The sequence below is a fragment of the Kiritimatiellia bacterium genome, from assembly GCA_028715905.1.
Lineage (GTDB): Bacteria > Verrucomicrobiota > Kiritimatiellia > JAAZAB01 > JAAZAB01 > JAQUQV01.
Genome location: JAQUQV010000006.1, coordinates 1 through 12,450, shown reverse-complemented (window position 1 = coordinate 12,450; position 12,450 = coordinate 1). Strand labels below are relative to the sequence as shown.

Here is a 12,450-nt window from a genome sequence, read left to right as displayed (position 1 = left end):
TATGAAACTTTGCGGTATCTTTTGCCCATCGCGGAAAGGATCTGGGAAATTATGCCGGTTATTGTTCTGGCGCTGATCAGCATGGCCTGCGCGGGCGGCAACGATTTTGTTTTCAAGCTTTACGCCCGCCGCGGCGGATCCACCGGCGCCTATCTGGCGGTAATCGGCGTTGTCTGGACGCTTTTCTTTGCCTTCTCGCTTCCATCCCCGGACTGTCTGCTGGAACGCGCCACCCTGCAGTGGGGCATCATATCCGGCGTGTTTTCCATCATGGCCAACATATTGTTCGTCAAATCTCTTGCCAGGGGGGACGTGGGAATCTGCGCAACCATTTACCGTTTGAACCTGGTGCCGGCCGCCCTGCTGGCGTTTCTTTTCTTCGGAGAACCGGCCGGCGCGCCGCGCCTGGCGGCGATTGCCTCGGGCGCGGCGGCCGTCCTGTTCTTTTCGCTGCCGGCCGGGGAAGCAAAAACCGGCCGCTTTTTATCGGGGACGATTCTCGTGGTGGCCGCCGCCAGTTTTCTGCGCGCCGGAATGGGGCTCGGTTACAAGGCCGGCCTTTTGCACGGAGCGAATGAATACGGCCTGGGGGCGATCAACGGGTTGGTCTGGATTACCGGAGGAACGCTCTGCCATCTTCTGGCGGGCCGCGAAACCCGCAAGCTCGACCGCGCCACCCTGGCCTACGGCGGCCTCTCCGGGGCGCTGGTATGCGGGATCATTCTCTTCCTCATGCTGGCCCTGAAACAAGGCGACGCCAGCCTCGTATTGCCGGTTACCCAGATGAGTTTTGTGCTGACCGCCCTGGCCGGAATCACCGTGATGAAAGAACCGTTGACCGCCAGGAAAATTATGGGAATATCGCTGGGTGTCCTTTGCATTTTTCTTATGGGAATAAAATAGAACCCCGCGGCCGGACGGTCTTTAAACCGTTCCATTTTAACATGATACACTTTTGCGTAGAATTTTAAATAAGACCGGCGGATCGCCAGCCGGGAAAGTTTTGGATGGCGGCGCCGCCGCCTTAGCGCGATGAATAGAAAAAAGAATGCCGATAACACGCTGTTCAAGATAGGCCTGCGCATACGGCAGGCCAGAAAAGAACGCAGTTTGACCCTGGCCGACGTCGCGCGCCGGACCGGACTTTCCAAGGGACTGCTTTCAAAAATAGAAAATTTCCGGGCCCTGCCTTCCCTGCCGGTGCTGGCCTGCGTCGCGCAGAGCCTGAATATCGGCATGGAAATGCTTGTCAAAGGCATCGGCCGGCCGGCCGCCGCCCGCCGCCAGCTGGTGCGGGCCGGACAGCGCCTGCCCGTCAAACTGGAGAAATCAAAGGGGTTCAACTACGCGGCGCTGATCTCCCGGACAATCGGCGATATCGGGTTTGAAGCGTTCGTGCTCGTTTTAAAACCCGGCGCGCGCCGCAAGCCGGCCGTAACCGACGGCGATGAATTCATTTTCATGCTCAAGGGGGAAATCATATTCCAGTTCGGCAACGAGCCGTTTCGCCTGGCGGCCGGAGACGCGTTTTATTTTGACGGACGCGTGCCGCACGCGCCCCTGAACCAGGCCAAAACCGCCGCGGAACTGCTGGTGATTTACATGTTGCAACAAAACAACCCGAAAGGAAATTATGAAACACAACCAGGACATGTGGAACGATCAAGGCGTCTGGCTCAAGGGAAACATTCATACCCATACCGTCCATTCCGACGGCAAATGCACCCCCGGGGAACTGGCGCTTGAGTACGGACGCCACGGTTATGATTTTGTGTTTCTCACGGACCATGACAAATACACGGCGCCGAAGACGCAAACCCGGAAGCCGCTTTTAATCCCGGCCACCGAGCTGGCCGTGAATTTCAGGGGATACTGCCATCATTTTGTCTGCCTGGGCGTGAAAAAAGAATGGCAATCCGCGTCATTCCGTTCGCCCGGGCAATTGCTGGCGCGCGCCGGCCGGGAGGGGGTTTTCGTGGTCCAGGCCCATCCCTACTGGTGCGGAATCCCCAGCCATAAATGTGTTTTTAAGGGAAATTTAACCTGCGCGGGAGTGGAAGTTTATAACACCGTCTGCGACCGACTGAACGCCAAGGGATATTCCGCCGTCCATTGGGACGACCTGCTGGACGCCGGCCGCCGCCTGCTCGGATTCGCGGTTGACGACGCCCATAACATCACACATATCGCCGGCGGCTGGATCATGGTCAAAACCCCCGCAAGAACGCCGGCGGCCATTCTCGCGGCCATCCGCCGGGGAAATTTCTATTCCTCGCAGGGGCCGGAAATCAAATCCATCCGCGTCCGCGGCCGGGAAATAAAAATCATCTGTTCTCCGGTCATGCGCATTAATTTCATCGCCAACCGCGCACGGGGCTGTTCCATCTTCGCAACCATCCCCAGCCTGAAAGAGGCGGTCTGGACCGTGCCCGCGGAAAACACCTACGCCAGGATAGAACTGGTTGACTGGAACGGCAAAACCGCCTGGAGCAATCCGGTTTATTTCCGGCGTTGACATTTCCGGGCGGCATTTATATAGTCAGCGCCGCGAATCCACGCAAGCGAAGCAGAAACAGGAGAAAATGAAATATGAAATACGGATTAACGGAACAGCAGGAAATGATCCGCGATTTATGCCGTCAGATCGCCCATGAAAAAATCAAGCCGGTCCGTGCGCATTACGACGAAACCGGCGAGTTTCCGCATGAAATTCTGAAAGTATTCGCCCAATCCGACCTGTGCGGACTTTATATAGAGGAAAAATACGGCGGCCTGGGCGGCGGCGTGTTGGACCTTTCCATCGCCGTTGAAGAGCTTTCCAAAATCTGCAGCGGCATCGCCTTGAGCATGGCGGCCACCGCCCTGGGCACCTTCCCGATCATTATTTTCGGGACCGATGAACAGAAAGATAAATATCTCCCGCGCATCGCCAAGGGCGAGTCGCTCGCGGCCTTCGGTCTGACCGAGGCCAACGCCGGCAGCGACGCCGGCGCCATCGCCACGACCGCAAAGCGCGACGGCGATGATTACATCCTCAACGGCACCAAGCAGTGGATCACCAACGGCGGCGAGGCCGACGTCTACACGGTCATCGTCAAGACCGACAAAGCAAAGGGCGCCCGGGGCGCCAGCGCTTTCATCCTGGAAAAGGGGATGCCCGGCTTCACCTTCGGCAAAAAGGAAAATAAAATGGGTATCCGCGCCTCGGCCACCCGTGAACTGGTTTTCCAGGACTGCCGCGTGCCCAAGGCCAACCTGCTCGGCCGGGAAGGCATGGGATTCATCATCGCCATGAAAACCCTGGACATGTCCCGGCCCGGCGTGGCGGCCCAGGCGCTCGGCATCGCCGCCGGCGCTTTGGACGAGGCGGTCAAATACAGCCGCGAACGGCGCCAGTTCGGCAGTCCGATCTGTTCTTTTCAGGGCGTTCAATTCATGCTGGCGGACATGGCCACGCAGGTGGAGGCCGCGCGCGCGCTCATTTACCAGGCCGCGCGCTACATTGACGGCGGCGCCAAAGACATCGGCAAAATATCGGCCATGTGCAAGCTGTTTGCCTCGGACACCGCCATGCGCGTTACGACCGACGCCGTGCAGGTCTTCGGCGGCTACGGCTATATGCGGGAATATCCGGTTGAAAAAATGATGCGCGACGCCAAGATCACCCAGATTTACGAAGGCACCAACCAGATCCAGCGCGAAGTAATCGCCTTGAACCTGATCAAGGAAGCGGCCGGCAAAAAACAGTGAAGCATCCCGCGCGGCAGCCTCCTCCGCCGACTCGCCTTGGCGAAGCCTGGCCGCGCGCGGAAAAGATGGCCGAAACATTTGAAATATTAAAGAGGGATGCGCGGACCTGCGCGCGGCGCGGGAGGCTGCATACCGCCCACGGGGCGGCGGAGACGCCGATTTTCATGCCGGTCGGCACGCAGGGCACGGTCAAGGCCATGACCCCGGAGCGGCTCGCGGAAACCGGGGCAAGCATGATTCTCTGCAACGCCTATCACCTCAACGACCGGCCGGGAACGGAGGTGATCGCAAAATGCGGCGGATTGCACCGCTTCATGGGCTGGTCAAAACCGATTCTCACGGACAGCGGCGGCTTCCAGGTGTTCAGCCTGGCCGCGAAGCGCAAAATAAGCGACGCGGGCGTTGAATTCAATTCCCACGTGGACGGCCGCCGTTTTTTTATCGGACCGGCCGAGGCCATGGCCATCCAGCGGCGCCTGGGCGCGGACGTGGCCATGGCGTTTGACGAGTGCATACCCTACCCCTGCGAATACGATTATGCTTGCCAGGCAGCGGAGCGGACATTACGATGGGCCTCTGTTTGCGCCGGCCAGCCCCGCAACACGGGCCAGCTCGCTTTCGGCATCGTGCAGGGCGGCGTTTATCCGGATTTGCGGAAGCGCTGCGCGGAGGAGTTGCGCCGCATGGATTTTGACGGCTTTGCCGTCGGCGGCGTAAGCGTCGGCGAGCCCGAGGAGGTTTTGCTGGACGGCATCCGGAACAGCGCGCCTTTTCTGCCGCCGGAAAAACCGCGTTACCTGATGGGCGTGGGCAAACTGCGCCAGATGGCCGAGGCGGTGGCCATGGGCGTGGACATGTTTGACTGCGTCATGCCGACCAGGCTGGCGCGGAACGGCGCGGCCGTGACCCGGAAAGGGCGCTTTTCCCTGAAAACCGCCGCGAATCGGGAAGAGCTTGCGCCGATTGAGGAAGGATGCGGCTGTTACGCCTGCGCCAATTTCAGCCGCGCTTATTTGAGGCATCTGCTGAACGCGGATGAAATTCTCGGAATTGTTTTGCTGACAATTCACAACATTTATTGTTATATGAAGTTCATGGAAGAGATCAGAAGCGCGATTGAGGAGGGGAAGTTTTCCCAGATGCTTGAAAAATTGAGGGAAAACCATTCGCGCTGAAATTTCAAGACGTGAATGGCTAAAATATTGATCCGTTAACAAACCAGGAGGAAAAAGAGATGCATGCAATGTTTGATTTCGCAACATTCGCCATGTGCGGAGCGCCCGGCGGCGCCGGGGCCCAGGGCGGCGGCCAGCAGTCCTCGCCGGTAATGATGATCGGCTGGGTGGTGATCATGCTGGCACTCTTTTATTTCCTGCTGATCCGCCCCCAGCAGAGAAAGGAAAAGGAGCGCCGCAACCTGATCAGCAGCATCAAGACCGGCGACCGGGTCATCTTCGGCGGCGGGATGATCGGCATCGTCACCAACGCCAAGGAGAATATTTTCACGATTAAAATCGCCGACAACACCAAGGTGGACGTCCTGCGGGCGGCGGTCAGCAGGGTCATTCAAAAGGACGAAGAGCTCGGCAAGGAATAAGAGGATAAACACGCAATGGATAAACACGCGCTTTGGAAATGGCTGCTTCTGATCGCCCTGACGGCGTTTTCGCTCGCGCTCGTCATTCCGCCGAAACAGAAAATAAAACTGGGGCTTGACCTCAAGGGCGGCATGAGTTTCACCGTCCGCATCAACCGCGCCGAAATTGAAAAACAGCTGCGCGAGGAATACAGCGAGGTTGCGGACAAGGAAATCCAGAGCCGCGTGCCGGGGGCGGTCAAACGCGCCCAGGAGCAGGCGCTGGAAATCATCCGCAACCGGGTGGACGCCCTGGGCGTGGCCGAGCCGCAGATTTATCCGGAAAAGGACGACCGCATCGTGGTGCAGATCCCCGGCCTCAAGGACGAAGACCAGGCCCGGGCCGTCAAGCTGATTCAAAGCGCCGCCTTTCTTGAATTCAGCATGGTGCACGAGGAAAATGAAAAGCTGACCGGCGAATTGTTTGAAAAGGGCCTGGCGCCGGAAGGCTTCAGGATCGTTTCCCTGAGCGCGCGCGGCCGGAACGGCCGCAATGTCTACAAGCGCGACCTCCAGGCGCTTCCCGAAGAGCAATACAACGCCGAGTTCCGCGCGCAACTGGAAAAATTCAGGGCGCCGCCGGGATACCGGTTCATGCTGGAGGAAACCACCGAAGAAGGCCAGAAATTTTTCACGCCCTTTTTTGTGAAACAAAGGCATGAACTGAAAGGCGACACGGTCCGGAACGCCGGGGTTGAATACGACCAGCTCGGCCAGCCGTATGTTACCATGAAATTTGATTCCAAGGGCGCGCGCAAGTTCGCGCGCATCACGGCCGATTACGCCCCGGGCGGCGCCAAGAACCTCAGTCCGGAAGGCCGCCGTTACCTGGCCATTATCATGGACGGCACTCTCTATTCGGCGCCTTTTATCAAAACGGCCATTTACGGCGGCGAGGCGATCATTGAGGGGAATTTTACCTTGAAAGACGCCCAGGACCTGGCGATTGCGCTGCGGGCCGGCTCTCTGCCGACGCCGGTGGAAATCATAGAGTCCCGCCTGGTTGACCCGTCCCTGGGACACGATTCCGTGGCAAGCGGAACGCGCGCCTCAATCTACAGCGGCATCATCGTGCTGGCATTTATGGCCTCCTATTACCTGCTCGGGGGCGTTGTCGCCAATATCGGCCTGATCTTCAACATGCTGCTCTTGCCGCTGGCCATGATGATCACCGCCGGATTTTTAAGCCTTTTTTCGGGGAATGTGTCGGGCGCCCATATCGGCCTTCCGGTCTTGACCCTGCCGGGCATAGCCGGCATCGCCCTGACCATCGGCATGGCCGTGGACGCCAATGTGCTCATCTTTGAGCGCATCCGCGAGGAGCAGAACGCCGGCAAAAGGCTGGCGGCGGCCATTGAAGGCGGCTATCACAAGGCCTTTTCCACGATTCTGGACTCCAACCTCACCACGGTCATGGCGGCGGTGATCCTTTTCATGTTCGGCTCCGGCGCCGTGCGCGGATTCGGCATCACCCTGACGGCCGGCATCATGGTCAGCATGTACACCGCCCTGACGGTTACGCGCATGTTTTTGAATGTGATCGCGCGGCGCTGGGCCCTGCCAACCCTGAAAATGCTCAATTTCATCAAGCCGACCAGCATTGATTTCATCGGGTTCAGGAAAATCGCCATTCTCGCCTCCGTCGTAGTCATCGCCCTGTCCTGGGCTTATACCGTCAAACGCGGCGTTTCCGACCCGGGCAATGTGCTGGGCACCGATTTCACCGGCGGCTCCGCGATAATTTTCCGTTTTAACCAGAAACCGGAAGTTGAAAAAATCAGGAATGCGCTCGGCGCGGCGGGAATATCCCAGGCGCACATTCAATACCAGAAGGAACTGGACAAGAACGATGAATTCCTCCAGATCCGGGTTCCGTTCGGCGCGGGCGACAAGGCCAAAACCGCCCTGCTAAACTCCTTTAACGCCTCGGGCTTCAAGGTGTTGAGCGAGGAAGCGATCGGGCCGCAGATCGGCAGCGAAATGACCCGGCGGGCGGTCTATGCCCTTTTATGGGCGGCGGTCGGCATGATCATTTACATATCGGTGCGGTTCAAATTCGCCTACGCGGTCGGCGCCGTCGTGGCGCTCCTGCACGACGTTTTAATCAGCATCGGCATATACTGCCTGATGGGGCGGCAGATTGACATGACCATCGTGGCCGCGCTCCTGACCATAATCGGCTTTTCGGTCAACGACACGATCGTTATCTTTGACCGCATCCGCGAAAAGAGCAAACAACTGGCCAACCGTCCGTTTGTTGAAATCTGCAATATCAGCATCAACGAAACCCTTTCCCGGACCGTGCTGACCTCGCTGACAACTTTCCTGGCGGTGATGATGCTGCTCATTTTCGGCGGGGGCGCCATCAATAACTTTGCGGTGCTCTTTGTAATCGGCATTATTACCGGCGTTTATTCCACCGTTTTTATCGCCACGCCGGTCATGATGTTTTTCCGCCGGGAGAAAAAAAGCTGATAATATTATTGGCAAACAGTCGTTGATTTTGTAATATTAGCGGTGGTTAGACGGCTGCCGGGCGATTTCTGCCGCCAACCGGGGTTAACAATATGCGCCGGATAACGGAATTTATTCTTCTGCTTGCCGCGCTGAATGCTTTTCCGCTTTCAACGCCGGCCGCCCCCGAACCGCGCGGCCTGATAAATTCCTCCCGTGTGCCTTTTATCGCCAACGAAGGCCAGCTCGCCAGCCCCGAAGTTAAATACTATGCCAAGACATTCGGCGGCACGGTCTACGCCCTGGCCGACGGCAAAATTGTCTATGTCCTTCCCAAATACGAGTCCGGCAAAAAGGCCGGCGCGGCTGTCATCACCGAAATCTTGCGGGGCGCTTTCCAGGCCCGGCCCTCCGGCGCCGGCCAATCAAAGGCGCGCGTCAATTCTTTCACCGGCGGCCGGCCCGAAAACTGGAAGACAAACCTGCCGGTTTTTGACCGGTTGGATTTCGGCGAGGTCTACGACGGCATTAATCTGCTCCTCTCGGCCCGCGGCAATAACGTGGAAAAAATATTTGTCGTTTCCCCCGGCGCGGACCCGGATGAAATCATCCTGGGGTTTGAGGGAACTTCCGGCATGCAAATCGCGCCGGACGGCCGCCTGGAGCTTCTGACCGCCCTGGGAAAGGTTTGTTTCACCGCGCCCGTTGCCTGGCAGACGGATGCGCCGGCGGCCCCGGCCGGCGGCCTGGCGGAAGAAATTTTGAACGCCTCGGACCGCACCCGGCCTGATTTTACCCCCGTTGAAGTCGCCTACGCCCTGCGCGGGGACGGGGCGGTCGGATTCAGGCTGGGCAGTTATGACCGGAGCCGGCCGCTGGTGATTGATCCTTTCCTGGCCTCAACCTTCATCGGCGGCGGCGGGGCCGACGCCGTACAGGCCATCGTCGTTGACAGCCAGACTAATGTTTACGCGGCCGGCTGGACCGATTCCGTTGATTTCCCGGTCACCAACAACACCCCCTTCGCTTCCCTTACCAACGGCGACTGCGATGTTTTCATTTCCAAATTTGACGCCTCACTCGGCGTCCTTTCGGTCTCCACTTACCTCGGCGGCAGTTCCAACGACCAGGCCTTTGCCGTTGGCCTGGACGCAGACGAGCAGAAAATCTGGCTGGCCGGTTACACGGAATCCGAGGATTTCCCGTTCGCCGCCAACGGTTACCAGACCAATTACAACGGCGAAGGCGACGCCTTCGCGGCGGTTTTATCATCAAGCGACCTGGAACTGGAACAGGCGACTTACCTCGGCGGAACCAATCTTGACAGCGCCACGGCCATCGCCATGGATAACGGGTCCTGCCAACAATATATTGTCGGCTACACCGAATCGGAGGATTTTCCGGTAGCCGCCAACGGTTATCAGACTAACTATAACGGCGCGCGCGACGCTTTTGCCGTTGTTTTCAGCAATACGGTCGGCGCCGCTGGTTTCAAGGGCGGCACATTCCTGGGCGGGACGTCGGCCGATCAGGCCGCCGCGGTGGCGGCGTCTTCCGGCGACGGCGTTACTAATTTTATTTACGTGGCCGGCTCAACCGAGTCCGGCGATTTTCCCGTCACGAACGGTTACCAGAAGACACACGCCGGCGGCGCGGACGTCTTTGTCGCCCAACTGGACGCCTGGTTGACCAATCGTTCCGCCGCCACTTTCCTGGGCGGCACGGCGGACGATGAAGCCAGCGCGGTTGCCCTGGACGTCAGTAACCGGCTTTACGTGGCCGGATATACAAAATCGTCCGGCTTCCCGACTTCCGCCGGCGCCTATCAATCCGCCCTGGCCGGCGGCGCGGACGCGTTCGTGAGCTGTCTGACGAACAGCGTCTCCAATCTTTGCGCCTCAACCTATATCGGTGGATCGGGCGACGACGCGGCAAGGTGTCTTGTCCTGGACAGCAGTGCTTCCACGAGCCTGGTCTACCTGGCCGGTTACACCGAATCCGATAATTTCCCGGCCACGCGCTCCGCTTACAACCGTTCCCGCAACGGCGCGCAAGACGCCTTTATTCTGCGGATGAACGGCGCGCTGGCCAACCTGCAGGCCGCCACCTACATGGGCGGCGCCGCTAACGACCAGGCTTTGGCGCTGGCCCTCTCTCCGGAAACCAACCTGCTTTTCACGGCCGGCATCACCGCCTCGGAAGATTTCCCGGCCAGCGACGTCGCCTATGAAACCGCTTTTCGCGGCGGGGCTTCGGACGGCTTTGTCTCCAGATTTCCCGCTACTCTGGCCTACGGAACGCTGAAATGGAGAAAATATCTGGCTGGAGTCTGCAGTTCGCCGGCCCTGACCTGGGACGGAACAATTGCGGTTGGAGGCTCCAGTTCAACCGGGCTGGTAGGTTTTTCCAGCGCCGGCGTTGAACGGTGGCGCGTTACCACAACTTCAACGGTTGCGATAGAGGTCGCCCCCTTGGATGGATTAGGCGCGCCGGTTATTGGGACCAACAATGTAATTTATATCAACACCAGTTCAGGAAAAGCCTATGCCGTCCAACCGGGCGGGGCAACAACCTTGTTATTTGAACGTGCCGAAGTAGCTCCGTCATTCTGGACATCACCGGCGCTGGACAATCACGGAAGATGTTTTTTCAGTTATAACGAATATTTTTATGCCCTGGAACTATCCGGCAGCTTGCTTTGGACAAAAGACCTCGTTTATAGCTGTAATGCCCTTCCGTCGGTCGGATCAAATGACATGGTATATGCCGCGGCTTCCTTAGGACCTATTCTCAAAGAGTTTGTTGCGGAAGACGGTTCTATCAGTAAAGAATGGTCGGCAACAAGCGGCAGTATTTATTCTTCTCCCGCGCTGGATTCAAACGGCACGATTTACGCCGCCAGCGGCAACAAGCTGTACGCCTTCAATGCCGGCGGAACCGTCCAGACCTGGACCGCCGGGGGCCAGATTTATTCTTCCCCGGCCATCGGCACCAACGGCGTCATTTACGTGGGCGGCGGAAACAATCTTTACGCCTTTAACACCAATGGCGCCACGGTAAAAACATGGCATGTCGGAAAGCCCGTCAACTCATCGCCGGCCATCGCCGCCGACGGTTCCATCATTGTCGGCGCCGCAAACCCCATCCCTTCAGAAGCGGGACAGGTTTATTCCTTCAATCCCGATGGAACCACCAACTGGGTTTTTGACACGGTTACCGACATTCAGTTCCATGCGCCGATGATTGACAGCGAAGGCACGGTTTATATCAGCGACCGCGGCTACCTTTACGCCCTTTACGGCTCGGCGCCGCCGGCGGAAAGCGCCTGGCCGATGTTCCGGCGCGACGCCCTGCGCACCGGCAACCAGGGGCTGAACATTCAGAATTTCCTGCGGCCAACCGGTGTTGCCGCTTCAAAATACGGCACATTTTCCAATTACGTCCATGTTTCCTGGAACGGCGTCGCGAACGCCGTCAATTACGAGCTCTGGCGCGGCACAAACGATTCGCCCGCCCTGGCCGGAAGAATCTACCGCCTGACCGGTACCAATTACAACGACACGACGATTGAGGGCGGCCGGGTTTATTATTACTGGGTCAAGGCCAGAACCCCGGTGGCCATGAGCGCGCTCAGCGATCCCGATTCAGGCGGCATTCCGCCCTTCCCGCCCGAAAACGTCGCGGCCACCAAGGGCATTCCCACCAATTCCGTCGTCGTAACATGGCAGGCTTCTTCCAACGCCACGCTTTATTATGTCTACCGCAGTCTGACCAACGCCACCAACACCGCCGCGCAAATCGGCACAACTTCCGCGACAAATTACAACGATGAAACTCTTACGCCGGGCCTGACCAATTGGTACTGGGTCAAGGCCGGCAACGACGTGGCCGGCATCAGCGGCTTCGGCGAAAACGATTACGGCGGCATACCCTGCCGCGCGCCGACCGGGCTTTCCGCCGGACAGGGCGCTTATATCCGCCGGACAGATTTAAACTGGAACTCCTCCGCCGGGGCGAGTTCCTACCTCGTCTACCGCAGCGCTGAAAACAATTCCTCCACGGCGGTAATTCTTAATGAAACGAACGGCTTGTCCGCCAGAGATTACAGCGGCACCCCGCTCCGCCGGTATTATTACTGGGTCAGGACCACCAATGAATTCGGCTTAAGCGCTTTCAGTTCCCCGGCCGTCGGCTGGAGCCTGCTGGCCGCCCCCCAGAAGGTTTCGGCCAGCGCCGGCGCTTATCCCAATATGATCCGGGTCTCGTGGGTGATCGGCTCAACCGATGCCACGGACCACGTGATTTTCCGGAGTTTAAGCTCCGACCCCTCAACCGCGGAATGGCAATCCGATGTTGTCTACAACGATCCGGCCGCCACCAATTACGACGACACCGCCATCACCCGCGGCCCCGATTATTATTACTGGGTGGCGGCCAAAAACAATTACGGCAGCAGCACCTGGACCGCGGCCGGCTCGCCCGGCGGCACCATCCCCTCCACCCCGACCGACTTGAGCGCCAGCGACGGCGCTTACAGCAACATGGTGAAAATAACCTGGAACAATGCGGCGGGCGCAACTTCTTACCGGGTCTACCGGGATGAAAATTAC

General features: G+C 58.6%; 8 protein-coding genes. All 8 read left to right on the top strand.

Annotated elements, in window-relative coordinates; genetic code table 11:
* The first annotated feature begins 51 nt into the window (after positions 1-51).
* Positions 52-903, top strand: coding sequence for an EamA family transporter (locus tag PHP98_02425; GenBank protein MDD5482498.1), 852 nt, complete (start codon positions 52-54; stop codon positions 901-903).
* Positions 904-1,032: 129 nt separating this feature from the next.
* The gene (locus tag PHP98_02420) at positions 1,033-1,746 is read left to right on the top strand and encodes an XRE family transcriptional regulator (GenBank protein ID MDD5482497.1); all 714 of its coding nucleotides are present in this window, start codon (positions 1,033-1,035) and stop codon (positions 1,744-1,746) included.
* Positions 1,634-2,515 (top strand): CehA/McbA family metallohydrolase, encoded by an 882-nt coding sequence (locus PHP98_02415; protein MDD5482496.1) that lies wholly within the window; start codon positions 1,634-1,636, stop codon positions 2,513-2,515. Before PHP98_02420 ends, PHP98_02415 begins: the two co-directional genes overlap by 113 nt.
* Positions 2,516-2,589: 74 nt before the next feature.
* Entirely contained in the window at positions 2,590-3,750 is a 1,161-nt protein-coding gene (locus PHP98_02410) for an acyl-CoA dehydrogenase family protein (GenBank protein MDD5482495.1), read from the top strand.
* A gap of 65 nt (positions 3,751-3,815) precedes the next feature.
* Entirely contained in the window at positions 3,816-4,925 is a 1,110-nt protein-coding gene (gene tgt / locus PHP98_02405) for a tRNA guanosine(34) transglycosylase Tgt (GenBank protein ID MDD5482494.1), read from the top strand.
* Between the two features lie 59 nt (positions 4,926-4,984).
* On the top strand, positions 4,985-5,347 hold the full coding sequence (yajC, locus tag PHP98_02400; protein ID MDD5482493.1) for a preprotein translocase subunit YajC: 363 nt from the start codon (positions 4,985-4,987) through the stop codon (positions 5,345-5,347).
* Between the two features lie 15 nt (positions 5,348-5,362).
* On the top strand, positions 5,363-7,861 hold the full coding sequence (gene secD / locus PHP98_02395) for a protein translocase subunit SecD (protein MDD5482492.1): 2,499 nt from the start codon (positions 5,363-5,365) through the stop codon (positions 7,859-7,861).
* Between the two features lie 92 nt (positions 7,862-7,953).
* A partial coding sequence (locus PHP98_02390) for a PQQ-binding-like beta-propeller repeat protein (protein MDD5482491.1) occupies positions 7,954-12,450 on the top strand: 4,497 nt, incomplete at its 3' end.

What these genes read in the sequence shown, in the direction of transcription:
- PHP98_02425 (MDD5482498.1), top strand. Translation starts at nt 52, where the DNA reads ATGCCGGTTATTGTTCTGGCGCTGATCAGCATGGCCTGCGCGGGCGGC.
- PHP98_02410 (MDD5482495.1), top strand. Translation starts at nt 2,590, where the DNA reads ATGAAATACGGATTAACGGAACAGCAGGAAATGATCCGCGATTTATGC.
- secD (MDD5482492.1), top strand. Translation starts at nt 5,363, where the DNA reads ATGGATAAACACGCGCTTTGGAAATGGCTGCTTCTGATCGCCCTGACG.
- PHP98_02420 (MDD5482497.1), top strand. Translation starts at nt 1,033, where the DNA reads ATGAATAGAAAAAAGAATGCCGATAACACGCTGTTCAAGATAGGCCTG.
- yajC (MDD5482493.1), top strand. Translation starts at nt 4,985, where the DNA reads ATGCATGCAATGTTTGATTTCGCAACATTCGCCATGTGCGGAGCGCCC.
- tgt (MDD5482494.1), top strand. Translation starts at nt 3,816, where the DNA reads ATGGCCGAAACATTTGAAATATTAAAGAGGGATGCGCGGACCTGCGCG.
- PHP98_02415 (MDD5482496.1), top strand. Translation starts at nt 1,634, where the DNA reads ATGAAACACAACCAGGACATGTGGAACGATCAAGGCGTCTGGCTCAAG.